This window comes from uncultured Brachyspira sp., assembly GCF_944393015.1.
Lineage (GTDB): Bacteria > Spirochaetota > Brachyspiria > Brachyspirales > Brachyspiraceae > Brachyspira.
In genome coordinates this window covers 1-24,928 of record NZ_CALXYQ010000004.1, presented here as the reverse complement: position 1 = coordinate 24,928, position 24,928 = coordinate 1, and the positions used below count along the sequence as shown (strand labels likewise).

Annotated in this window: 21 protein-coding genes; 14 read left to right on the top strand and 7 right to left on the bottom strand. The window is 27.6% G+C overall.

Annotation, left to right across the window (positions count from 1 at the left end):
* Nucleotides 1-204: 204 nt before the first annotated feature.
* Complete coding sequence (locus Q0K19_RS02555) at nucleotides 205-2,046, bottom strand: methyl-accepting chemotaxis protein (protein ID WP_297245063.1); 1,842 nt, start codon at nucleotides 2,044-2,046, stop codon at nucleotides 205-207.
* A 334-nt stretch (nucleotides 2,047-2,380) separates the two neighbouring features.
* Between Q0K19_RS02555 and hisC the strand changes: the two genes are divergently transcribed.
* From hisC to Q0K19_RS02540, 3 genes are all read left to right on the top strand, one after another.
* Nucleotides 2,381-3,445: a histidinol-phosphate transaminase gene (gene hisC / locus Q0K19_RS02550; RefSeq protein ID WP_297245062.1), complete on the top strand. Its 1,065-nt coding sequence runs from the start codon at nucleotides 2,381-2,383 to the stop codon at nucleotides 3,443-3,445.
* Between the two features lie 108 nt (nucleotides 3,446-3,553).
* Nucleotides 3,554-5,233 (top strand): restriction endonuclease, encoded by a 1,680-nt coding sequence (locus Q0K19_RS02545; protein ID WP_297245061.1) that lies wholly within the window; start codon nucleotides 3,554-3,556, stop codon nucleotides 5,231-5,233.
* Nucleotides 5,234-5,250: 17 nt separating this feature from the next.
* The gene (locus Q0K19_RS02540; RefSeq protein ID WP_297245060.1) at nucleotides 5,251-6,933 is read left to right on the top strand and encodes a restriction endonuclease; all 1,683 of its coding nucleotides are present in this window, start codon (nucleotides 5,251-5,253) and stop codon (nucleotides 6,931-6,933) included.
* A gap of 76 nt (nucleotides 6,934-7,009) precedes the next feature.
* Here Q0K19_RS02540 and Q0K19_RS02535 read toward each other — a convergent pair whose 3' ends face one another.
* Nucleotides 7,010-7,351 carry a cell division protein ZapA gene (locus tag Q0K19_RS02535; protein ID WP_297245059.1) on the bottom strand — a complete coding sequence of 114 codons (342 nt, stop codon included), beginning with the start codon at nucleotides 7,349-7,351 and terminating at the stop codon, nucleotides 7,010-7,012.
* Between the two features lie 13 nt (nucleotides 7,352-7,364).
* Entirely contained in the window at nucleotides 7,365-8,414 is a 1,050-nt protein-coding gene (locus Q0K19_RS02530) for a hypothetical protein (RefSeq protein WP_297245058.1), read from the bottom strand.
* A gap of 113 nt (nucleotides 8,415-8,527) precedes the next feature.
* On the opposite strand from Q0K19_RS02530, the gene Q0K19_RS02525 reads away from it, so the two are divergent.
* The 11 genes from Q0K19_RS02525 to Q0K19_RS02475 all read left to right on the top strand — a co-directional run bounded on the left by Q0K19_RS02525 (nucleotide 8,528) and on the right by Q0K19_RS02475 (nucleotide 20,173).
* Nucleotides 8,528-9,688 carry a hypothetical protein gene (locus tag Q0K19_RS02525; RefSeq protein WP_297245057.1) on the top strand — a complete coding sequence of 387 codons (1,161 nt, stop codon included), beginning with the start codon at nucleotides 8,528-8,530 and terminating at the stop codon, nucleotides 9,686-9,688.
* A 546-nt stretch (nucleotides 9,689-10,234) separates the two neighbouring features.
* On the top strand, nucleotides 10,235-10,882 hold the full coding sequence (gene trmB, locus Q0K19_RS02520; protein WP_297245056.1) for a tRNA (guanosine(46)-N7)-methyltransferase TrmB: 648 nt from the start codon (nucleotides 10,235-10,237) through the stop codon (nucleotides 10,880-10,882).
* Nucleotides 10,879-11,868 (top strand): ABC transporter substrate binding protein, encoded by a 990-nt coding sequence (locus Q0K19_RS02515; protein WP_297245055.1) that lies wholly within the window; start codon nucleotides 10,879-10,881, stop codon nucleotides 11,866-11,868. The genes trmB and Q0K19_RS02515 overlap by 4 nt, the downstream gene beginning before the upstream one ends.
* Before the next feature lie 137 nt (nucleotides 11,869-12,005).
* Nucleotides 12,006-12,200 carry a 50S ribosomal protein L32 gene (rpmF, locus tag Q0K19_RS02510; protein ID WP_014489261.1) on the top strand — a complete coding sequence of 65 codons (195 nt, stop codon included), beginning with the start codon at nucleotides 12,006-12,008 and terminating at the stop codon, nucleotides 12,198-12,200.
* A 31-nt stretch (nucleotides 12,201-12,231) separates the two neighbouring features.
* Nucleotides 12,232-13,251: a phosphate acyltransferase PlsX gene (gene plsX / locus Q0K19_RS02505; protein ID WP_297245054.1), complete on the top strand. Its 1,020-nt coding sequence runs from the start codon at nucleotides 12,232-12,234 to the stop codon at nucleotides 13,249-13,251.
* 13 nt (nucleotides 13,252-13,264) lie between these two features.
* A complete protein-coding gene (locus Q0K19_RS02500; protein WP_297245053.1) occupies nucleotides 13,265-14,119 on the top strand; it encodes a 3-oxoacyl-[acyl-carrier-protein] synthase III C-terminal domain-containing protein in 855 nt (284 codons plus the stop codon).
* A 51-nt stretch (nucleotides 14,120-14,170) separates the two neighbouring features.
* Entirely contained in the window at nucleotides 14,171-15,478 is a 1,308-nt protein-coding gene (rsxC, locus tag Q0K19_RS02495; RefSeq protein WP_297245052.1) for an electron transport complex subunit RsxC, read from the top strand.
* Between the two features lie 15 nt (nucleotides 15,479-15,493).
* Nucleotides 15,494-16,594 (top strand): RnfABCDGE type electron transport complex subunit D, encoded by a 1,101-nt coding sequence (locus Q0K19_RS02490; RefSeq protein ID WP_297245051.1) that lies wholly within the window; start codon nucleotides 15,494-15,496, stop codon nucleotides 16,592-16,594.
* A gap of 2 nt (nucleotides 16,595-16,596) precedes the next feature.
* Nucleotides 16,597-17,172, top strand: coding sequence for an FMN-binding protein (locus tag Q0K19_RS02485; protein ID WP_297245050.1), 576 nt, complete (start codon nucleotides 16,597-16,599; stop codon nucleotides 17,170-17,172).
* Nucleotides 17,173-17,534: 362 nt separating this feature from the next.
* A complete protein-coding gene (gene thiL / locus Q0K19_RS02480; RefSeq protein WP_297245049.1) occupies nucleotides 17,535-18,494 on the top strand; it encodes a thiamine-phosphate kinase in 960 nt (319 codons plus the stop codon).
* A 503-nt stretch (nucleotides 18,495-18,997) separates the two neighbouring features.
* Entirely contained in the window at nucleotides 18,998-20,173 is a 1,176-nt protein-coding gene (locus Q0K19_RS02475) for an acetyl-CoA C-acetyltransferase (RefSeq protein WP_014489254.1), read from the top strand.
* Nucleotides 20,174-20,383: 210 nt separating this feature from the next.
* Here Q0K19_RS02475 and Q0K19_RS02470 read toward each other — a convergent pair whose 3' ends face one another.
* The 4 genes from Q0K19_RS02470 to Q0K19_RS02455 form a co-directional block, all read right to left on the bottom strand.
* On the bottom strand, nucleotides 20,384-21,685 hold the full coding sequence (locus Q0K19_RS02470) for an MATE family efflux transporter (RefSeq protein WP_297245048.1): 1,302 nt from the start codon (nucleotides 21,683-21,685) through the stop codon (nucleotides 20,384-20,386).
* A gap of 503 nt (nucleotides 21,686-22,188) precedes the next feature.
* Complete coding sequence (argJ, locus tag Q0K19_RS02465) at nucleotides 22,189-23,352, bottom strand: bifunctional ornithine acetyltransferase/N-acetylglutamate synthase (RefSeq protein ID WP_297245047.1); 1,164 nt, start codon at nucleotides 23,350-23,352, stop codon at nucleotides 22,189-22,191.
* The gene (locus Q0K19_RS02460) at nucleotides 23,345-23,851 is read right to left on the bottom strand and encodes a hypothetical protein (protein WP_297245046.1); all 507 of its coding nucleotides are present in this window, start codon (nucleotides 23,849-23,851) and stop codon (nucleotides 23,345-23,347) included. Before Q0K19_RS02460 ends, argJ begins: the two co-directional genes overlap by 8 nt.
* Before the next feature lie 63 nt (nucleotides 23,852-23,914).
* Nucleotides 23,915-24,295, bottom strand: coding sequence for a DNA primase (locus tag Q0K19_RS02455; RefSeq protein ID WP_297245045.1), 381 nt, complete (start codon nucleotides 24,293-24,295; stop codon nucleotides 23,915-23,917).
* Nucleotides 24,296-24,928: the final 633 nt, after the last annotated feature.

Here is a 24,928-nt window from a genome sequence, read left to right as displayed (position 1 = left end):
TAATGAAATTTTGTTATTATTTAATAATAATTGTTTTAATATATATTTTATTCGAATAATTTGAATATAAAAATAAAAAAAAATTGTAATTTTTTTATAAAAAATTATATTTTATGCTATTTATTCAATATTAAAGATTAAAATATAAAATAAAAGGGTTATTCCAGTTAGGAAATAACCCTTAAAAAACTCATATTAAAATTATCAAACTTTAAAGAAGCTCATAGCATTAACCAATTCTTCAGCCTGATTAAGCAAAGAGTTAGATGAAGCAGAAGCCTGTTCTACTAATGCGGCATTCTGCTGAGTTACTGTGTCCATATCAGTAACAGCTCTATTAACTTGTTCCACGCCTTCATGCTGTTCTACTGCTGTTGAGCTAATATCCTGCATTATTTTTGCAGTATTTTCTATCTTTTCCTGAAGCTCGCTGAATATATCCTGCGAAACTCTTGCAGATTCTGTGGCTTTATTAATTTTTTCATAGGCATTGTCTACCAAAGTAGTAATATCTTTTACTGATGATTGTGTAGTCTGTGCCAAATTTCTCACTTCAGAAGCTACTACCGCAAAACCTTTACCCATATCACCAGCACGAGCCGCTTCAACTGCAGCATTAAGGGCTAGTATATTAGTTTGGAATGCGATATCTTCTATTATCTTTGTAATATCTTTAATCTTAGTGCTGGCATCATAAACTTCTTCTATATTTTTAGTGGTATCAAGTATTATTTCGCCGGCATTTTGAATAGCCTCTCTTGAATCTATCATCATTTTATTACCTTCCACAGACTGATCTGCTGATGATTTTATTGTAGAAGCCATTTGCTCCATTGATGAAGCTGTTTCTTCCAAACTTGCAGCCTGTGCCTCTGTACGTTTTGATAAATCTACACTTCCTGTAGAAAGTTCTTTAGCATTCATTCTGATTTCATCTGCAGAAGTTCTTACTTTAATAATAATATCTGAAAGTCTGTCTCTCATATCAAAGAAAGAGTTAGCCAATACTCCAAGTTCATCTTTACGTTTTATGTTTCTATGTGTAGAAGTTAAATCTCCATTAGAAATTTCTCTTGATATTAGAACTAATTCATCTAAAGGTTTTGTAATGCTCTCGATATACATAAATATTAATACAGTACATAATATTATAAATAGCGGTCCTATTATTACAGTACGAAGAATAGTATATTTTATTTCTTTATATATTTCACTATCTGCTTTTGCAAATACAACAGTCCAAGGCATTATATTGACATTTTGGTAAGCGGCAGAACGTTTTCCATCATAACCTTCATAAGTATATGATTCTATTATGCCTTCTTTTTTTGTTTTTATTATATCATAAACTTCAGGTAAATTTCCGCCTATTCTTTTATTATCTGATGATAATATTATATTACCATCATTATTGGCAACTGTTATTCTTCCGTTAATTTTCAAGCTGCTTATAAATTCATCATTTACTTTTTGCAAATCTAAATTAATATAAACTAATCCTATTATATTACCTTGTGAATTCTTAATTCCTCCGCAAAGAAGAAGTGCCTGTCCTCCTGTTGTAGATGATATGCTTGGAGAATTATCATAAGTAAATTTATAGTTATTAGCTTTCATTTGTGAAAATAAATCTTTATGAATTTCTGCTATAGATACTCCAATAAGTTTAGGGTTAGAGCTGTCAAGTAATACTACACCATTAATATCAGCAAGCCCAACATTTACCGCATAAGTATTTACCGAAGCAAAATCTTTTAATCTTTTTTCTGCCTCATTTCTTACAGTTATATCATCTATATTTATGATTCCGTTTGCTAATGTGCCTGACTGAGAATAAGTTGCTATTGCTAATAGCTGCTCATGAAGAACCATATCTATCATATATGAATATCCTGAAACTGTAGAAGAAAAACCTTCTAAAGCTGATTTTCTAATGGCTCTTGAAGAAGACCATATAGAAATAGAAGCTAATGAAGCTATTGTTATAAAAATAATGGAACTTATTATAACTGGGATTTTAAAAGATAAACTATGTATTTTTTTCATTGATAAAAACCTCTATATATGATTAAAATTATTTACTTGTAATTTAAATTAAGAAATATGTTTATCAGATATTGACAGTATTAATCTAACAATAAAAATTACGTTGTCAAATTTTTTTTGAATTTTTTTTAAAAAAATAAAAAAAAATTTTTGATTTTTTAAGAAATTTAACTGTTGTTTGTATTATATAAAATACATATTATACGTTTATATATGTAGAGGAAATATCATATTTGATAATTTTTTAATTAATTCTATTGTGATATGATTAAATATTGTATATAATAATACTTCTAATAAAATTTCTATTAATATAAAAATATAAGGATTTTTTATGAGCAAGTTTTTAAGTGATAAAGCAAAGTCTATAGAATCATATACTCCAGGTGAACAGCCTAAAGATAAAAATTATATAAAATTAAATACAAATGAATCTCCGTATCCTCCTTCTCCAAATGTGAAAAAGGCATTAATAGATAGCAATTTCGATGATTTGAGACTTTACCCTGATCCTAATGTATCAGATTTGAAAAAAGAAATTGCTGAATTATATAATGTCAATACAAATAATATTTTTGTAGGAAACGGCTCCGATGAAATATTAGCCTTTTCTTTTATGGCTTTCTTTAATAAAGGGGATAAAGTTTATTATCCTAATATCACATACAGCTTTTATTCCGTATATTCATCTCTTTTTGATTTAAACGAAGTGAAAATACCATTAAAAGATGATTTTAGTATAGATATTAATGATTATAAAAATTTGGATGCCGGTATATTTATAGCCAATCCTAATGCTCCTACGGGATTACTTATTACTTTATCACAGATAGAAGAAATTATAATAAATAATAGAAATAATATAGTGATAGTAGATGAAGCATATATTGATTTCTCTGAAACAGAAAGTGCTTATAAACTTGTAAATAAATATGATAATCTTTTAGTTATACAGACTTTTTCAAAATCTAGGGCATTGGCTGGAATTCGTTTAGGCTTTGCTATAGGTAATGAAAATCTTATTCAGGGTCTTAAAAATATTAAATATTCTTTTAATTCTTATACCATTAATAGGCTTTCTATAATAGCAGGAATTGAAGCTATAAAAGATAAAGATTATTTTAAAGATACTGTAAATAAAGTAATAAATACAAGAGAAAAAACAAAAATAAAATTAAAAGAATTGGGATTTAATGTGCTTGATTCTAAATCTAATTTTATATTTATATCACATAAAAATGTATTTGCCGAAGATATTTATATGAAATTAAGAGAAAATGGTATATTAGTAAGATATTTTAAAACCGATATTATAAATAATTATATAAGGGTAACTATAGGTACAGATAAAGAAATGGATATTTTTGTAGAAAAGATAAAATATATAATAAAAAATTGAAGAATAATGTGATAATTGATAATCAAAATTAAAAAAATATTTAAACTTTGTAGTTTTTGTATATACTATTATATTATAAAAAATTGAATAAAAAACCGGATAAAGAATATGAGCGATACTACATTATATACTATAACAGCAGTAATATTTATTATTATATTAATATCTACAATTATAATGATAAGAAATATATTTAATAAAAAGGTTCATAAACCTTCAAAAAATACAAAGAAGAAGATGCATGAACTAAGAAAAATTGTTTCTTTAAATCCAAAAGATTTAGATTCTTTATATGAGTTGGCACTTATAGAAGAAGAATATAATGAATTAACAGGGGCATTGCCTAAATTTGAATTATTATTAAGCAAAAGATATTTTAAAGACAATAATATAAATGAGATAGAAATATATAAAAAGATGGAGGCAGGATACGGTCAGCTTGAAGATATAGAAAATAGTTTTAAATATGCTATGATGATATCTAAATTAGACCCTAATAATATTGACTATGCTGTAAAAATAGGTAATGTTTTAGGAAAGGAAGGTAAATATAAATTAGCTTCCGAATATTTTAATAAAGTGATAGTATCAAAAGAAAATTTAACTATAGAAGAAGCTAGAACAGCAGCTTTGTCATTTTTTATGATTAAAGATTATAAAAAATCTATAATATTTTTAGAGGAATTATATAAGAAAATATCAAATGATAAAGAAACAGATATATTAGAAATTTATAATCTTGAAATATTGCTTGTATCTCTTTATATATCAGCAGATGAACTTAATATAGCAATTACATTTTTAGAGCAAATATTATCTAATAAGAATATAAGTGAAGATCATAAACTATATGTTAATAGAATATATATGTACATATTATATAAACTTTCAGATAATAATAAATTTATTTCTAAATATAATGAATTAAGAGCTTATTATAAATTAGATGAAGCTAAAAAAGAATATGCTGCATTAATATTTGACTTTGCATTCTATGCTTATTTCTTAAAAGATATAAATACTTCTATAAATTATTTCAAAAAATTAAATTCTTTTCACATGCTTGAATATAGCGTTTATTATTTAGATCAAATATTAGATTATCTTAATGAAGTTAATAAAGCATCTATTCAATTAGTAAAATTAAGAGGCGATGGAAAAGTAAATAATGAAAAATATAAAAATGAAAATTATGAAAAATATATAGATTCTGAATTGATAGATATATGGGAATTAGTATTAAGTTTATGGCAGGGTACATTTATTAAATTTGATTATATCACTTCAAATGCTCCAAATCCGGAAAATAAAATAGATATAGATAAAATATTGGCAGAATTAAATGCCGCTAGAGAAAATGACAGCACAAAAAATATTAATTTAAATGAAATAGATAAAATATATTCTTTGAATGTAAGTAATTTTAAAAAATTATGTAAGAATTTGATTCAAAATAAATTATCATATTCTATACTTCAAGAATATACCGATAATGTAATAGATTATAATTATGGAGATGAGGTTAATTATTTGGCATATCATGTAACAAAAAGCCGAAAAGATTTAACATTAATTTCTATAAAAAGATGGAAAAATACAGAGGTAGGGGAACTGATAATAAGAGATTTTTTACTTATGGTAAATGAATCAGGAGCAAAAAATGGTATATTGATTCTTCCTGTAAGATTATCAAATAGTGCAAAAAGCTATGCAAAACATAATGATAAGATTACAGTTTATACAAGAAGTCAATTTAATTCATTTTTGAAAACTAATTTTGTAGATTAAACTAATAAGGAAAAATTATGTTAGACTCTTATATTTATATAGTCATTGTTCCAATATCTATAGCAATATTATTAGGACTTATTTTTTTCTTCAAGACTATAACAGGAAACAATAGTACATATAAACCGAAGAATATCAAAAAGAAAATAGAAGAACTTGAGAAAAAGATACAGCTTAACCCTAAAGATTATAATTCAATGTATGATTTAGCTGTAATAGAAGAGCAGTATAATATGACTGAGAAGGCTTTGGAGAAATACGAAAAACTTCTTAGTATTAAATATTTTGAAGGCGAAGAATTAAATATATATAAAAAACTAGAAGAGCTATACAACAAATTAGATAATAAAGAAGAAAGTTTAAAATATACTTTAAGAATAGCTCAAATAGATGTTAATAACACATACTATTCTATAAAAGCAGCTACAGAACTTGGAAGGGAAGGAGCTTATAAATTAGCTACTGAATATTTCAATAGGGTGTTAAATAATAAAAATGATTTTGAAATATATGAACTTAAAATAGCTGCTATATCATATTTCATGAATAAAGAATATAGAAAAGTTATTGCTATGCTTGAAGAGCTTCATAAAAGATTAAGCAGAAATATAAGCAATATTGAAGATGATTATGATGAGCTTATATTGGTAGAAAAGATATTGATATCATTATATATTATCACCGATGAGATTAACAGTGCTAGAAGTTTTACAGAATCGATATTATCATCAAGAGCGATTAAAAACGATCCTAAATACCGTTTCTTTATAAACAGAATATATTTGTATATATTATATAAATCAGATGATAATGAAGCTTTTATAAACTTATATAATCAATATTCAAAGCAATATAGAATAGATGAAATAAAAAAAGAAGAAAGTATTATCATTTTGGACTTTGCTTTTTATAATTATTTCATAAAAGATATTAACAGTGCTATTAGCTATTTTGAGCATATAAGATTATTTAATGATCCTGAATTTGATATATATGATTTGGACAGTATATTTACTTATTTATCTGAAATTTCTAAAGCTGAAGTTCAATTAAAAAAATTGAGAGGAGATATTCAATTAAATAATAAAGATAAATATGTAAAAGAGAATTATGAAAAATATGTTAATTCTCAGTATATAGAATCTTGGGAAAATTCTGTCAGATTATGGGAGGATTCATTTAATAGCTTAGATACTATATTAAATTTGATAGAAATAGAAAGAAATGTAGATATTGAAAAAGTATTACTAGAATGCAATATCAATGAAAATAATGCTACTATAGAAAATGTAAGCAGTAAGAAAGTAGATAAAATTTTTGATATAAGTTTATCATCTTTTAAAAGTATATGTCAGGATATAATACAGAAAAAACTTTTATATTCTGCGGTACAGGAATATAATGAAAAGCTAATAGATTATGATTATGGAGATGAGGTTAATTATTTAGCATTTGCTGTGAATAAGAGTAAAAAAGATTTAACATTAATATCTTTCAAACGCTGGAGAAATACTGAAGTAGGGGAGCTTGTAATAAGAGATTTTCTGCTGCTTATTAATGAGGCAGGTGCAAAAAATGGAATATTAGTTTTACCTCTTGAACTTACAAATAGTGCAAGAAGTTATGCTACTCATAATGATAAAATAAAAGTTTATACTAGAAATCAATTTAATTATATGCTTAGGGACAGCAGAATATAATTATTATAATTTATATAGAATAAATAATAAAAAAGAGCTGATAAATTATCAGCTCTTTTTTTATAAATAATAAATTTTATTCGTTTTCTTTATTGGCTTCTTTAGATTCTTTTGTCTCATCTATAAGTCTTATTAATTCATTAGACCTGGAAGCTATACTTTCTTTTAATGCTAATAATGTATCTTTTCCTGCTTTATTATTTGCCATTTCTCTTTTCAAAAGGTCTGCTATATTAAGGCATGCAAGTATTGCTATGGTATCTCTAGGATAATTAGGGCCATACTGCTCTGCTATATCATTCATACTTTCATTGACAAATTCAGCAACTTCTTTTAAATATTCAGCATTACTCTCTGGAGATTTTATGCTTAGCATTCTGCCGTATATATTAACCTCTACAATAGTAATATCATCCATAATTATTTACCTATTATTTTGATTCATTATCAAAGAAAAATTCTTCTTCATCATCATCGCCGAACATATATTGATCATCTTCATTTATATCGAATTCATAATTATCTTCTTTGCTGTTTTTATCAATATTTTCTTCTTCTGCTTCATTAGTTTTATTATTTTCTGTTTGTTGTTCTTCTTTTATATCATTATCCCATATATCATTATCCCAGCTGGCATCTGAAGCATTACTGAAAGGGTCTTCATCTTCTGTAACTTTCACATTTGAAATTTCTCTTACTTCTTTTATTTCTTTTATCTCGCTGCTTTTATTAACATTATTTTCAGCTTTATATTCTTCATATTCATCAGCTGATGAGAAAGGGGCTTCTTCATCAATCTCTTCTACACTGCTTTCAAATACATTCTCAGCACTTTTTACTTCTTCTTTAATTTCTTGAGATGGTTCTTCTAATGGCTTATTCTCTTTTTCTTCAATAATCTCATTATTAGATGTATTGTTAGAAGATTCGTTACTAACTGATTCATTATGAACAGCATTTTCTGTATTATGAATCATAGAAGCATGATGAGATTTTTTAGCCTCAAAATTAGATTTTCTTACGCTGTCTATTCTTTCTATAAGAATACTTAATTTTTCTTTAAGCTCATTATTTTCTTTGCTTAGAGAATCTATAGCTCTTATTGCTTTTTCTAATTCTTTTTTAAGATTATCATTTTCTTCTATTAAAGTCATAGAATCTTTTTCTGTATTTTCCAAATTAGATTTAAGAGTATCTCTCTCTATTCTAGTAGCTTCTAATTGTTTTATTAAATTATCTTTATCTTCTTTTATAGAATTGTAATTATCAGTAACATTTCTTTTATCAGCTTCTAGTATAGTTTTTTCTTCTTTTAAAATATTGAAGCTATCTTTTACGTTTTTCAAACTGTTTATTAACTCTTCTTTTTCTGATTTGAGCTGTTCTATAATTTGATGCAATTCTTTATTATCGAATGAAATTACTTGGTATTCATCTAGAAAATCTTTCAATTTTTCTTCTAAAATTGTAAATTCTTTCAAAATTCCCCCCAAAAAAATGTATATTAAAAATTATATCACATATAAATTCAATTGTCAATTTTTTATTTTATGATACAATATAATTTATAAAACATAATATAAAACAGGTTTTTATGAAGAAATTAATTGTGTTGAGTTTGGTATTAATCACCTGTCCAATAATATACGGACAATCACCATATACAGATAAAGATCAAAAAGTTTTAAAAGGTGCAGTAGATGCTTGGCCTTTTATAGGTATAGAATACGAAAGATCTACAGAAAGTTATATGCCTTTTGATTATATACATGAAAGTCATAAAAGAGAAAATAGGTTAAAAAAATCATTTCCTTCTAGACTATTATATGAGCTTTCTACTATAGAACTTCATATGAATACTTTAATAGGCGTCAATTTAAAAGACGGGCATTTCAGCATGCCTAATATGTATTTATCTCTTGGCAAAAGTTTTCATTTTGATTGGATGTTTTCTGCTACTCCTTTTGTAACTATGACTTCAAAATTTGATGTATTTAATAAAGATCATGCTACTGGAAGTATAGGCTTATATGATGCTGGTATAGAAACTGTTACTTTAACTAGGATTTTATTATCTTTTAGAATGAAAGCTGTTAATGATATAAATGGAAATACATTTATGCTGCTTCCTTCTGTTATTGACAGTGAATCTGCAAGTTTTGCTCCGCATTGGTATATTCCTAGGGTTAATAATGAAATGGGATTTAGGGCAGGATTCATAGGTTATAATTATGAATTATCTTATTCTCAAGGTTATTCTAAAGATTCTAATCCTTTAGCAGCTGTTTTCAAAATTAACGGCGACTATTTCAGGGCTCAATTCCTATATCAATATAATGATAAAAATTCACTTTCTCCAGACAATTTTCATAGCAGATATAATAATGATGTTAATGATAAAGAAGATTATTATACACACCATTTAGTACAATTATCTGGTATGGGAAGAATTCCTTTTCTTGATAAACAATTATGGCTTAATTTGCTTGGGGAATATACTTGGAGAGATAATGATGCTCATTATGTAAGGCTTGAACTTGGTCTTGAATGGAAAATGCTTAACATTGCTATACGTCCTTTATTCTATATTCCTGTTAATTTTGATAATATTGATAATCATGGAAATAAATTTGATCCTAAAAAAGATTTATTCTGTTTGGAATATTCTGCTTATATTAAATTTGATCCTATTTATTTCGGATTCCAAGGCTCTACAGACGGAAGATATTATATTGCTATGAAGGCTGTATTTTAATTGATATCTTTTTTAATCTTATCGCACGGTAAATAAAATTTTATTATTAAGTTAATTATCAATACAAATCTATCATAATAATAAAAGCGAGTTAATCGTGCGTTAATGTAAATTTTAAAATTAAATAATACTTGGGCGGGCGTTAACATTTCTAATTAGGTAATAAAGATAATTTAAATTAAATTTTTAAAATAAGTTATAAAGAAAAAAGGGCGGGGTATATAATTAAAGTTTTAAAATTTATTTTCATTTGCCCACCCTCTAGATTTATTATTTTATTCTGTTGTTTTTGTCTATTATTCTTTTTTTGTTTGTACTGTTATTATAACACCCACCCAGGAGTTTTTTAAATTTATAGCGTTATATAGCGCACGCAGAATTAAATTAAGAATATGAAATTTACTATTAAATGCATTTTTATTATATTTGAAATTTAGATCACCGTGCGTTATAGTATAGAACAATGATGCTTTTTTATATGATGTATTGACATAAATATTAAGTAATATATCATTCAAATAAAATATTATTAACGAGGAATAATAATTGAGAAATTTAAATCTTGATGAATCAATATTAAGCGAATATTTATTAGATGATTTTAATTCTGAAGATAGTTCTATAATAGTAAATGAACTGCAAAAAAGATTGTCAGATTATGAAATAAGAGAATTAGAGATAGGATGCGGCAATGGTAAGTTTATAGTAGAACTTGCTATGAATAATAAGGATAAATACTTTGTAGGAATAGAGTATTCATATAAAGCTGCTAAGAAAGCTGTATCAAAGGCATATAAGAGAAATATAAAAAATCTTACTATTATATTTGGTGAAGCTAATAATGTAATAGATAAATATTTGAAAGAAAAGTATTATTTTGATAAAATATATCTAAACTTTCCAGATCCTTGGCCAAAGAAAAAGCATGCCCATAGAAGAATATTTACTAGAAGTTTTTTGGATAAAATGCATACTATACTAAAAGATGACGGCATATTCTATTCAGTAACAGATGATGATAATTATGCATTAGAAATAATGAATCCTATTTATAAAGAAGCAGAAAACTTTAGGAATGTTTTGGATAGTGAATACGTTCATAAATTGGAAGGATATGGAGTTACACTTTATGAGGAGAAAATGAGAGCAGTGGGACATAATATATACTTTTTTGCTCATTCTAAAAATATATGATGATTAATCAGTTAAAAATTATATTTTTTATATTAATATTTTTGGCAGTTTCCTGCAGCGATGAAGAAAGTTCAAAAAAAACTACCATTATAAGTGTAATAAAGGAAAAAAATACAAGAAAATATAATTCCATAGAGAAAGGACTTTTAGATCAAATAAATTCAGATGGAATGGATGTTTATATAAATTTTTATTCATTAGACAATGATGAATTGTCAATTATAAGAACTGCTAATAATGTAAGAGATGATAATTCTAGTATAGCAATAGTTATAGGTGAAAATGCTACTTTACTTTCTATGAATATAATAGTTCCTCAAACAATAATATTTGCCGGCTGTTTCGATGATTTATCAATAAGTAATATTAACAGGAATAGGATTCAAAATAATAATATTACCGGAGTTTATGTGAATTTGGATATAACTAAATATATAAAAATGATTTCGGATAAATATGTTGATAACATTGCCTATTTATATACAAAAAATTCAGAAATGTCGGCTAATATTTCCAAGTATATAGGCAGATACTGCCGTAATGAGAATATAACATATCATCCTTTGATTATAGACGGTAATCTAGACTCTATTGATATAGAAAATAATATAAAATCAAAAAATATAGATTATATAATTTTAGCCAATGAAGATTATATAAACAATAATATATACTCAATATCCTATTTATGCGATAAGTATTCTATACCGTTAATAAATACAGATATATCTGAGGCTGTGAATACTGCAATATTATTTTCATTAGATTTTAATTATTATTATTTAGGCAGACAATTAGCATTGGTTCTTAATGAAGTTATAAATAATAATGGCAAAACAGAAGGGGTGGACTTTCTAAAATTGTCTGATTCGTATGAAATTCTGGTAAATGAAGATATAGCTGAGGAATATGATATAAAATTGACAGAAGAAATACATAATATTAGTTCATTCTTAATAAAAGATGGTAAAGTAATAAAAAAATAGGCTACATATTATGTTAATTCTGCTTGACAAAATTAGTGCTTCATAGTATTATATTTTAAACTTTAAATCGTATAATAGCGATAATTATCTTAATTTTTGAAATTGATTAGTAAATAATTCAATATAAGGAGAAAAAAATGGCAGTACCAAAGCATAGAAAGTCGAAAGCAAAAAAGAGATCAAGACAAGCAGCTAATGATAAAAGATTCTTAGGTTCATTATCAATCTGTCCTCAATGCGGAGCAGAAAGAATGCCTCATAGAATCTGCCCAGAATGCGGTTTCTATAAAGATAGAGTAGTAAAAGCTCCAAAAACACAAAATGCCGGATAATAAATAATAAAATAATTTTTAGGAAGTTATTATGAATTTAGCCATAGATGTAGCCAGCGGCGAGAAACCTCTCGAAGAATTAGTTTCAGGTGCTGTTAGTGCCCTACAGAAAAATAAAGATATTAATTTAATTTTAGTAGGTAATGAACAAAGTATATCAAAAGCCATATCTAAAACTAAATATGATCATAATCGTATAGATATCAGACATACAGATGAGATAATAGATATGAATGAAAGCCCTGCTAATGGAATAAAACATAAGAAGAATGCTTCAGTTTTATTGGCTGCACGCTTGGTTAGAGAAGGAGAGGCAGATGGTTTCTTCTCTCCAGGAAATACAGGAGCTACTTTAGCCGCAGCTCTTACCGAAATAGGACGCTTGAAAGGTGTTATGCGTCCTCCTCTTATATCTACACTTCCAAAAATAAACGGTGAGTTCTGTATGTTGGATATGGGAGCTAATGTGGATTGTACTACAGATTATATAGTACAATTTGCAGTTATGGGCAGAGTATTTGCTAAAAGATATTTAAAGATAGATAATCCTAGAGTCGGTCTTTTAAATATTGGGGAGGAAGACTCAAAAGGAAATGCTAATGCTAAAAAATCATTTGAACGTCTTCAAAAAATGAAAAAAATTAATTTCATTGGTAATATAGAGCCTAATGATATATTAAAATCTGACAGTGTCGATGTAGTTGTAACTGACGGATTCGATGGCAATATAGTATTAAAGACAATAGAAGGAACAGCTTCTTTTGTTGTTAATTTATTAAAAGAAGAGGTTAAGAAGAACCCTGTCAGTGTAATGGGCGGACTTATGATGAAACCTGTATTTAATAATTTGAAATCAAAAATGAGTTCCGATTCTTATGGTTCTGCTATATTATTAGGGTTAAATGGCGGGGCTTTTGTAGGACATGGCAAAACTAGCGGTGTCGGTATAAAAAATGCTGTACTAAATATGTATAAATTCTTAGATGCCAAAGTGAACGAAAAGATAGCTAAAGAACTTTATGACTCCGGAGCTAAAAGAAGAATTTTTTAAAGGAATTTTTTAAATGGTATATATTAAATCTTGTAAAGGCACTTATAAAAATAATAAAACCAATATGGCAGCCTCAGATTTAGCCTTACTATCAATAAATGATGTAATTAAAGATATAGATCCAAATAATATAGATGCAATTCTTTGTGCTACAGTTACTAAAGATTATATTTATCCTTCCACAGCTTGTATATTAGCAGGAAAAATTAAAGCAAGTAATGCTTTTTGTTTTGATATAGAAAGTGATTTTACAGGCTTCTTATCAGCATTAAGATTAGCTTATGCTTTTGTTAAAAGCGGAAGATATAAAAATATTTTAGTAGTTGCCACAGAATCATTTTATATATGTGATGATGAAAATAGATTTGATGATGCTAGTGCTGCTGCTTTAGTAACAAATGAAAAATCAGATATTCAAATAGATTTTATAGATTCAGTAACAGACGGAAATGCATTAGAAAATTGTTATATTCCTATGGGCGGAACAGCTAACCCTTATACAAAAGAAGGAGTACTCAATAAAGAACATTTTATTTCTATAAAAGACAGCCGTATTTTTGAAGAAGAAGCTAAAAAAGCCGGTCTTTATGTTAAAGATATTTTATCATCTAATAACATAAATCCCGATTTATATATACCATCTTATTCAAGCCCTAATGCATACAATGCCTTTGTTGATGGTTTATCTGTCAGCAAAGATATAGTATACTCTAAAATGGAAAATGCTCACTCATCTTTAAGTGCTTCATCAGGAGTGGCATTATCTATGGCTTTAGAAGATGGTTCTATAAAGAAAAATAGTAAGGTAGCTATATGCAGTTATGGAAGCGGTTACACCAAATCTGTAGCTGTTATTTCTATAAATTAATTATAATTAAAAAGTAATATTTAGTTTTTAATTGAGTGAAGGATTGATAATATGAACTTAGGTAGATTTCGTTTTGGCGGAGTTCATCCGCATGACAGTAAGGATACAGCCGATATTGCTTCATCAGCTCTATCCAATCCCCCTAAAACCGTCCTAATATCTATGTCTCAGCATATTGGTGCTCCGGCTAAAATGTTGAAAAACAAAGGGGATAAAATCGAAAGAGGCGAACTTATAGGAGAAGCCGGCGGTTATGTATCAGGAAATGTTCATTCTTCTGTTACAGGTACTGCTGCATCTGTGGAAATTGCAGCTCCTCCTCTAGGGCGCGGTGCTAATGCTTTGCTTATCAATGTAGACAGCAATGCAGATAATTTAGCTTATTTTGAGAGTTCTGATTATATGTCTATGCCAGTAGAGGAAATGTCTAAGAGAATACAGCAAGCTGGTATAGTTGGTATGGGTGGTGCTACTTTCCCTACTCATGTTAAAGTTGATGGAGCTGCTAAGGGAAATGCTGACACTTTAATTATTAATGGTGTTGAATGCGAACCTTATATTACTAGCGACTATAGACTTATGATTGAATATACTCAGGATCTTTTCAAAGGTATTGAAATCTTAAGAAAGATAATTCCTTCAGTGAAAAGAACTATTATTGGTATAGAAAATAATAAGCCTAAAGCAATAGAGGAAATGGCTAAAATAGGTAAAGAGCATAATGTTGAAGTTATGCCTTTAAGACTTCGCTATCCTCAAGGTGCTGAAAAAATGCTTATAGAAGCTACTACTGGAAGAATAGTTCCTGTAAGCAAACTTCCTATGGATGTTGGCGTTATAGTTGTTAATATAGCTACTTTATATGCTATATACGAAGCTGTAGCTAAAAATAAACCACTTATAGAAAGACTTGTTACAGTATCAGGTGATGCCATAAAAGAACATAAAAATGTATGGCTTCCTTTAGGTACACCTATTTCACATGTTGTTGAAGAATGCGGCGGAATTACTGCTGAAAACGTTCTTATACTTTCAGGCGGTCCTATGATGGGTGCTGCTATACCTAATCTTGAACAATGTGTTAATAAAGGTACTAACTCGCTTCTATTCTTAGATAAGGATAAATTACCTAAAGAAGTGGAATATCCTTGTATAAAATGCGGAAGATGCGGTAATGCTTGTCCGCTTCACTTATCTCCTACTGAGCTTGCTCATACTGCAAAAGCTAAAATCAAAGATAAATTGAATGATTTAGATATAGCAACTTGTTTTGAATGCGGCTGCTGTACTTATATATGTCCTTCAAAAATTCCTTTGGTTCAGTGGATTAGATTTGGTAAAGATTTATTAAGAAGATAGTTTAAGGAGATAATGATGAAATTTTATACAGAATCATCTCCGCATATAAAAGACGGAGATACTACCAATAAGATAATGTTAAGAGTTATTATAGCTCTTTTACCTGCTGTTATATATAGTATAGTACTTTTTGGAGCTAAAGTTATAGTTTTATATTTGGCTGCTATTATTACTTGTATACTTGCAACTGTAATTGTTAAAAAGGTAAGAAAAAAACCTTTATTACCTGATTATGCGGTTATTGTTACTGCTATACTTTTAGTTATGACTCTTCCTCCTTCTTCAACTATAACTATGGTTGTAATAGGAAGTGCTGTTGCTATAGTATTTGCTAAGGAAGTTTTCGGCGGTTTGGGTTCTAACATATTCAACCCTGCTTTAGTGGGAAGAGCTTTCTTACAAGTAGCTTTCCCTGCTCAAATGACTATATATGCTGCTCCTGCAAGAGTGCCTTTCTTGGATTTATTTGCTCCAGGACTTCATAATTTGGTTAATACTGTTACAGGCGGTACTCAGTCTATAGATATGATGAATGCTTTGACTCAGTCTACTCCTTTAACTTTTATGAAATTTACTTACAATGCTAATATAAGCACTTCATTAGCTGAACAAATAGGTTTTGAATCACATTATTATCTTCAAATGTTATTAGGAAGTACTTCAGGTGCTATAGGTGAAACTTCATTCTTACTTCTTTTAATAGGCGGTATATACTTGCTTGCTACTAAGACTATAGATTGGAGAATACCTTTAGGAATGTGTTTATCTTTAATGTTTGTAAGTCTTTTACTTTGTTTAGGAATGCCTGGAAAATTCCCTTCTCCTATATATCAAGTATTAGCAGGCGGTTTTGGTTTAGGTGCTTTCTTTATGGCTACTGATATGGTTACTTGCCCTTCAAGTCATTTAGGTGCTTGGATCTATGCTATTTTAATAGGTGCTGTACTTGCTATATTAAGAGCTTTCGGTTCTTCTCCAGAGTATATGATGTATTCAATACTTATAGGTAATATGTTTATGCCTTTAATTGCTATGCTTACTCGTCCTATGCCTGTTGGTAAAAAAGAGCTTCTTGCTATTAATAAAGCTAATGCTCAGAAAGAAGGAGGTAAATAATTATGAAAAAAGAGGTTGGTTATACTGCCGTTATTTCGGTTGCTATTACTGCATTGTTGGCTGGTTTTTTACTTTCATTTGTATATTCTTCTTTTGAAAAAGATATTTTAGCTAACAATGAAAAAACAGTACTTAATGGTGTTAAAACTGTTATTGAGGGTGCTGATGAATTGGAAGGACCTTTAACTGAAAATTCTGCTTATCCTTACTATATTGGTAAAAAAGCTGATGGTACTGTTGTTGGTTATGCTATGATTTCTTCTGCAGGCGGATACAATGGTGAAAATAAAGTGCTTGTTGGTTTAGATGCTAATGTTGAGAAGATAACTGCTATTGTAGTTACTGAACAAGCTGAAACTCCTGGTCTTGGTGCTAAAATTACTGAGCCTGCTTTCAGAGATCAATTCAAAGGTCAAAGCACAATAGTTTCTTTATCTGTTGTAAAAGGAATCAAGCCTGAAGAAGCTGGAGATGCTCAAATTGCTGCTATAAGCGGTGCTACAATATCCACTGCTTCTGTTGTTAATGCTGTTAATAGTGCTAAAGATGAGGCTGTTAATTTGTTCAAAAATCAATAAATTAATTAAATATTAGAATTAATAAGGCTTATAAATGTTAATCATTTTATAAGCCTTTTTTATTTTTATTTATGAATTAATCAATTTAGCGCACGGTGAATGGCATTTTTATTTATCATTTAAATTATAATTCACAATTCACTCATACTCAAAATTTTACTCTGCGTGCGGTGATAACGACTCAAATTTTAAAAAAATCTTGGGTGGGCAGCAAAAATAACATAATATAATTAAAAAGAAAAATAGCACAAAAATGTCTATGTTAATAAAAAGCCTAGAGGGTGGGGATGAGAATAAAATTTTTCATTTAAAACTTTTTTATATATGTTATAATCATAAAAAATATTTATGGAAATATAAATATGCAGGAATTCAAGCTAATAGAAAAAATCAAAGAATTAACAAAATCTAATAATACAGATAATTTGAATATAGGTGATGACTGTGCTGTTATAAAAAACATAAGCACAGATAAAGATGTTTTAATAACAACTGATATATTAGTAGAGAATATACATTTCTCTTTGAATTATTATTCTTTTTATGATGTAGGATATAAGTCAGCTCAGGCAAATATTAGCGATATAATATGCAAAGGGGCAGATCCTAAAAATGCATTTATATCACTTTCAATACCTAAAAAAATTAATGATGAAAATATATTGGAATGGTATAGAGGTTTTATAGAAGCCTGTAAGCCGTATAATATTGAAATATCCGGAGGAGATACCACTTCATCAAATGATTTCTTTTTCATTTCTGTAACATTGATTGGCACTATAGAAAAAAATAAATCGATATTAAGAAGCAATGCTCAAATTGATGATAATGTTTATGTTCTTGGATTTGTTGGGGAAAGTGATTTAGGGCTTAAAAAACTTTTATCTGGAAATTACGATTATAATGATGATAGTGTTAAAACTCATTTAAGACCTAAACTTTTTTATGATAAATGGCAGGATATCATTAGTAAATACAAAATCAACTCATCTATAGATATAAGTGACGGACTTTTACAAGATACTTCTCATATTGCCGAAGAATCAAATAAAACTATAGAAATATATGAATCTTCAAATTGGAATTTAGTAAATAGATTTTTTAATAATGACAATAAAAATAACAATAAAGAAATATTAAAATCTATTCTCACAGGCGGAGAAGATTATGCCGTTATTTTTACAACTTCAGATGATATACCTGAAGAAAATAATTTAATAAAGATAGGAAAAGTTAAAGAATATTCAAATACATATATAAGATTCATAGATTCAAATAATAATGAAATTCATTTTGATTCATTAGGATTTGTGCATTGTTGATTTATTTACATCTACCTGAGATTTTTATTTATAATTTATTATTGTATATAAAAAATCTCGCTTTAAAACTTATAATATAACTAATATTTAATTTTTATTATTAATATCAGCAATAATAATAAATAATAATTTTAAATATTGTAAAGCTAATTATAAAAATTGTGAGCCTCTGGCAAGTTTACTTGACAGAGCCTTTGAGCGAACAATTTTTATTAGCAATAATAATAAATAATAATTTTTTATAGTCAAAACAGATTTTTTATCTCCCCACCAATAATAGTCTGCTGACCGCAACTTTAGTATAATTAAAAATATAAACTTATGAATAATTTTAATTTAAACAATATATAAAAATGCGTTTACCGTGCGTTGATTAGATTAATAATAAAAAAAATTATAAATAAACTTGTAAAAGCAATTTTAAATTACTATACTATAGTATAATAGCCCATATTTCAGAAAAATAATCTATAATTATAAAAATAATTTTTTAAGGAGAGAATATGAGAGAAATAGTAATAGCAAGTGCTGTTAGGACACCTGTAGGCAAATTTTTGGGATCATTTTCCAATGTATCTGCTGTAGAATTAGGTACAATAGCAGTAAAAGAAGCATTAAAAAGAGCAAACATCAAACCTGAACAAGTTGATGAAACTTATTTTGGCTGTGTTATACAATCAGCACTTCTTCCAAATGTAGCAAGGCAAATTTCTATTAATGCCGGAATACCTGTAGATAAGCCTGCATTAACTATCAATATATTATGCGGTTCAGGACTAAGAGCAGTATCAATGGCAGCACAAATGATTAGAGCTGGAGATGCTGATATAGTAGTTGCAGGCGGTACTGAAAATATGAGTATGGCTCCATATACTTCTTCAGCTATGAGAATGGGTGCTAGAATGGCTGAAACTAAGATGCAGGATACTTTACTTAATGATGCTCTTATATGTGCTTTTGAGCATTATCATATGGGAGTTACTGCTGAAAATATTGCAGAAAAGTGGGGAATAACTAGACAAGAACAAGATGAGTTTGCATGCAGAAGCCAGAACAGAGCTGAGGCTGCTGTAAAAAGCGGAAGATTCAAAGATGAGATAGTTCCTGTTACAATAAAAACTAAAAAAGGTGAAATAGTAGTAGATACAGATGAACACCCTACATTCGGTACTACTATGGAATCTTTAGGCAGATTAAAGCCAGCATTTAAGAAAGACGGTACTGTTACTGCTGGTAATGCTTCAGGTATCAATGATGCTGCTTCAGCTGTAGTTGTTATGTCTAAAGAAAAAGCTGATGAGCTTGGAATTAAGTATATGGCTAAAGTTTTGGGTTATGCTACTCATGGCGTTGAACCTAGAATAATGGGTATAGGTCCTGTAGAGGCAACTAGAAAGGCTTTGAAAATGGCTAATCTTACAGTTGAAGATATGGATTTAATAGAAAGTAATGAGGCTTTCGCTGCTCAGTCTATTGCTGTTGCTCGTGAATTAAAATTCGATATGGATAAAGTTAATGTTAATGGAGGAGCTATTGCTATAGGACACCCAATCGGAGCTTCCGGAGCTAGAATACTTACTACGCTTTTATATGAGATGAAAAAACGAGGTTCTAAGAAAGGACTTGCTACACTTTGTATAGGCGGCGGTATGGGTACTTCTTTAGTTGTAGAAATGTAATTTATAGTTGATAAAATTGTGAGGGTTAAAACTTGATATTAAGTTTTAACCCTTTTTATTACTAAAAATGTACTGAAAATTTTTATGTTGTTATTTTTCCTGCCTACTGCGAAACTATAAGTATAATATTAGTACTAAATCATACTAAAATTATTTTGCATAATTATCTATTTAGTGCAATGATTATATATCAATAAAAAATAGTCAATTTTAGTACATTTTATGTTTGTTGAAATTTATAAAAAATATCAAAGAAAAAATACTTGTCAAAATTTCAGCAGTTGGAAAAGAAAGCCATACTCCTGTCATATTAAAAAGCGATGATAAAATAAATATAGAAGGCATTATAAATATAAAGCCTCTTAATATAGATATTATAAATGATGGTTTAGCTTTATCCATAGCAGAAAAATATACGCAAGTTATAATATTATAGCCTACAAATATAAATGCTGTGAAATATATGCGAAGCCCATTAACAGATATTTTTTGAAGCTCTTCAATATTATCTCTATTAAAAATTGAAGTTATTTCATTTGCAAATATAAAAGTGATTATATAAACTGCAATAGAAATGCTAGCTGATAAAATTATAGAGTATTTATATATTTTATTTATATTCGTTTCATTATTATAATTCATACTTATGATAGGCTGAACTCCTTGTCCCATTCCTGTGAATATTGCTATTATCACTAATGCTATATTTGCAGTTATACCATAAGCTGCAACTCCTACATTACCTGCAATATTTAATATTATTATATTAAAAGCTATCATAACAAAAGCTGATGATAATTCTGTTATAAGAAAAGATATTCCAAGAGAAGATATTTCAAAAAACTTATTAAAACTTATATTAGGCTTAACAATAAAAAATGTATTTTTCTTTTTTATAAACAATGTTGCTAATATTAATATGCTTACAATAGGAGAGAAAACTGTTGCAAGTACAGCTCCGAATATTCCCATATTAAAAGGAAATATAAATATATAATCAAAAACTACATTAAATAAACTTCCCATAAGCATAGCGATCATAGCCAGTCTTGGATGATTATCATTTCTAACGAATCCTAAAAGTACATTATTGAGCATAAACATAGGTGAAAATAAAAGTATCATCTTAATATATGTATTTGTCATAGTATGTATATTATCTCTAGCACCTAAAATATATGCTATGTGCGATGTAAAGAATACGCTTACAACTATAAACAAAGTAGATATTATTAATATATAAATTAAAGAGTTAGTGAATATAATATTAGCTTCATTATTTTTATTCTGAGTTTTTAATATTGCGTATTTAGTAGCAGAGCCCATACCAAGCATTAAGCCAAGTCCATTAACTAAATTGAAAATGGGTATAGCTATATTTAAAGCTGTAAGTCCGTCAGAGCCTATTCCTCTTGCTACAAAGAAAGTATCAGCGAGTATATAGCATGATAATCCTATCATACCAAGCACGTTTAATGATACATATTTAATAAACATATTCAGTACATTCATAAAAAATACCCCATAATAAAAAAACGTTTGTGTTCATACTTTCTAAGGCCTACGGTATGAATACAAACGTTTTAAAAAAATTTATCCGGCGACAAATTTTATTATTTTTATAGATATTGATATCTCTAATTATATACAAAAAATATTATAAGTCAAGTATAATGCTTTAATTACATACCCCGCCCTTTTATATTTTTTACTTATTTTAAAAATAAATAATTTAATTTTTCTTTTTTGCTTACTTATAAAAGCATGCCCGCCCAAGTTTTGATTAGATAATGAATCTATTTAAACGCACGGTTAGCTGAATTTTTATTCTAGATTTATTTGCAATAATAATTAAATCAATATTTATAGTTTTGCTCACCGTGCGGTGTGTAGATTATAAATTTATTTTAAACTAGGGTGGGGTGCTTTAAATTCTAATTTGATAATAAAAAAATTGAAAATTAAAATTGCAGATTATGACTATAAATATAAAGGGTGGGGGATTAAAAAAAATTCTATATATTGTAGGAAGAATGTATTGATATATATTCCTGAGTTAAATCAGTGAAATAATAATAATCTTCATATTTTGTATTATATCCCAAATCTATAGTTATATAATTTTCTTTTCTTTCAGTGTCAACATTATATTTATTTATTGTACCATTTTTATAAATCTCTTCATCATTCACATATAGAGATACATTGTTTATATTAATATTACAATTACCCAAAACAGATAATATCTTTTCAAAATTAGGATTTTTAGAAAGAAATAAAATTTTCACTAGATTTGAAGTTGCTATTTTTTTTGCTACATCAAAAGCATTACTTTGTGTTTTGGCTCTTTTTACAGAAACTATCATAGTTTTTGTAATGCCTTCTCCGTCAAGTATTATCATTTTTGCAAGATATGCACATATTTCATCTAATTTGTATTTTAAATCTTTGAATAATTTTTTATTTTTTTCTGTAATGATTTTATTATTTAAAGCTCCATTAGCCATAATAAGAGCCATATCATTCGTAGAAGTTTCTCCATCTACGGATATTCTATTTAAAGTTTTATCTATTGATTCTTTGAAAGCCTTATCCAAAGTTTCTTTTTCTATATTGAGATCAGTGAATATAAAAAGAAGCACAGTAGCCATATTAGGATGTATGATAGAGCTTCCCTTTGCAACCGCATAAAAATTAGCTGTCTTTCCTGAAGCTACTTCTAATTGAGTAGTATATATTTTATCGAATTTATCTCTGGTTTGAATCGCTTTAGAAATATTGTCGAAGTTATTATTGAAATGTTTATTTGATATATTAATTGCTTTTTTAATTTTTTCTGTTTCAAGAGGTACACCTACAATTCCTGTAGAAGCCATTAATATATTATCTTTTTTTATATCAAATGTTTCAGAAGCATGTTTAACCACATCCAAAACATCATCATAACCTTTTTTACCTGTTAAAGCATTTGCTATTTTACTATTAACTATTAATAATTCTATATTATTTTTGTCATTCTTTTTAGAGAATATAATAGGAGCAGCCTGAAAATTATTTTGAGTATATACAGCAGATACAACGCTTGGCGGATTGCTTTTAATTATTGCCAAATCATAATCATTATTTTTAAGCCCTGATTTCATTGCAGCAGAAGAAAATCCCAGCGGCATATCATACATTAAATAAATCCTCCTCTTCCGGATCGGCATCATCCTCTATTCTTTTTACTTTTCTATTTTCATAATTGATTCTTTTTCGTACAAAAAATCTAGTATTCTTTCCGTTTTGTCTTTCCTGTATAATGCCGAAAGTTCCAGAACCAAGATAAACTATTTTATCTTCTTCTTCCATATCAGCAATATTATTCTCTTTGATTTCATTTAATATACATTCAAAATGTGCTAACTCTCCGCTAGCATTATGTCTTATAGCTTCTTCTACTATATAAATAGGTTCATTACATATAGGACATATAGGTCTTTCAACGTCTTCTCTCATACGTCTTTTAAGATAGCTTTTTTCGTATTCCTCTATGCTTTTTTCCTGATATTTATATTGATTATTATATTTTTTCTTATAGAAGTTATTTTTATTTTTTTTATTATTATAAAATTTCTTATTGTTTTCTTTATTATTATTGTTGTTATTATTAAATTTTTTGAATTTCTTCTCTGACATCATAAACCTTTTTATATAAAGCAACACTAATAAAAGTATTGCTTTATATATAAAAACAATTAATTATTCATCAAAATCATCGTCGTAGTCGTCTTCGTCATCATAATCATCGTCATAATCTTCATCATCATCGTCGAAGTCATCATCGAAGTCATCATCAAAATCGTCTATATCATCATCATCGTAATCATCATCGTCATCATAATCATCATCATAGTCGTCTTCATCATCATAATCATCATCGAAGTCGTCATCATCGTCGAAGTCATCATCATCGAAATCGTCATCGAAATCGCCTTCATCGTCATAATCATCATAATCATCTTCGTCATCATAATCATCATCATAGTCATCTTCATAATCATCATCATCAAGTTTTGCAAAATAGCCATTATTTAATATATTAAGTTCGTCTAAAAAAAAGATAGATCCTAATTCTTCCATCATTTGCTCCATAATTCATAATTTTAAAGCTATAATAATACATAAGTTTTTTTTGTCAAGTATAAATATCTTTAAATTTAAAAAATTATTCAATTATATTGAGTTTATTATTGTGTATAATTTCATATCGATATAATTAATATTAATATGAAATTTTATAAACTATATTTGATTTATTATGTATAAAGTATGTACTTATAAAGGTATAATAAAAAACTATAAAAACTATTAAATTTATAAAAACAATATTTTATAAACAATCAAAATAATTTGTTAAAAAACCTCTGACAGCTAAAGCTATCAGAGGCTCACTATTTTGATTTATTAAAATCTAATTAGCTTCTAATTATTTATCCTGTAATACAGCGATACCTGGAAGTTCTATACCTTTTATAATACAATCAAAATAGTTCGCTAAAAAACCTCTGACAGCTAAAGCTATCAGAGGCTCACTATTTTGATTTATTAAAATCTAATTAGCTTCTAATTATTTATCCTGTAATACAGCAATACATGGAAGTTCTATACCTTTTATAATACAATCAAAATAATTTGTTAAAAAACCTCTGACAGCTAAAGCTATCAGAGGCTCACTATTTTGATTTATTAAAATCTAATTAGCTTCTAATTATT

Bases quoted from the DNA above. Each gene is read 5' to 3' on its own strand.
- Q0K19_RS02455 (WP_297245045.1), bottom strand. From the start codon at position 24,295: ATGGAAGAATTAGGATCTATCTTTTTTTTAGACGAACTTAATATATTA.
- argJ (WP_297245047.1), bottom strand. From the start codon at position 23,352: ATGTATGATATGCCGCTGGGATTTTCTTCTGCTGCAATGAAATCAGGG.
- rpmF (WP_014489261.1), top strand. From the start codon at position 12,006: ATGGCAGTACCAAAGCATAGAAAGTCGAAAGCAAAAAAGAGATCAAGA.
- Q0K19_RS02515 (WP_297245055.1), top strand. From the start codon at position 10,879: ATGATGATTAATCAGTTAAAAATTATATTTTTTATATTAATATTTTTG.
- Q0K19_RS02500 (WP_297245053.1), top strand. From the start codon at position 13,265: ATGGTATATATTAAATCTTGTAAAGGCACTTATAAAAATAATAAAACC.
- plsX (WP_297245054.1), top strand. From the start codon at position 12,232: ATGAATTTAGCCATAGATGTAGCCAGCGGCGAGAAACCTCTCGAAGAA.
- rsxC (WP_297245052.1), top strand. From the start codon at position 14,171: ATGAACTTAGGTAGATTTCGTTTTGGCGGAGTTCATCCGCATGACAGT.
- Q0K19_RS02470 (WP_297245048.1), bottom strand. From the start codon at position 21,685: ATGAATGTACTGAATATGTTTATTAAATATGTATCATTAAACGTGCTT.
- Q0K19_RS02525 (WP_297245057.1), top strand. From the start codon at position 8,528: ATGAAGAAATTAATTGTGTTGAGTTTGGTATTAATCACCTGTCCAATA.
- Q0K19_RS02545 (WP_297245061.1), top strand. From the start codon at position 3,554: ATGAGCGATACTACATTATATACTATAACAGCAGTAATATTTATTATT.
- Q0K19_RS02490 (WP_297245051.1), top strand. From the start codon at position 15,494: ATGAAATTTTATACAGAATCATCTCCGCATATAAAAGACGGAGATACT.
- thiL (WP_297245049.1), top strand. From the start codon at position 17,535: ATGCAGGAATTCAAGCTAATAGAAAAAATCAAAGAATTAACAAAATCT.
- Q0K19_RS02460 (WP_297245046.1), bottom strand. From the start codon at position 23,851: ATGTCAGAGAAGAAATTCAAAAAATTTAATAATAACAACAATAATAAT.
- Q0K19_RS02555 (WP_297245063.1), bottom strand. From the start codon at position 2,046: ATGAAAAAAATACATAGTTTATCTTTTAAAATCCCAGTTATAATAAGT.
- hisC (WP_297245062.1), top strand. From the start codon at position 2,381: ATGAGCAAGTTTTTAAGTGATAAAGCAAAGTCTATAGAATCATATACT.
- Q0K19_RS02485 (WP_297245050.1), top strand. From the start codon at position 16,597: ATGAAAAAAGAGGTTGGTTATACTGCCGTTATTTCGGTTGCTATTACT.
- Q0K19_RS02535 (WP_297245059.1), bottom strand. From the start codon at position 7,351: ATGGATGATATTACTATTGTAGAGGTTAATATATACGGCAGAATGCTA.
- Q0K19_RS02540 (WP_297245060.1), top strand. From the start codon at position 5,251: ATGTTAGACTCTTATATTTATATAGTCATTGTTCCAATATCTATAGCA.
- Q0K19_RS02475 (WP_014489254.1), top strand. From the start codon at position 18,998: ATGAGAGAAATAGTAATAGCAAGTGCTGTTAGGACACCTGTAGGCAAA.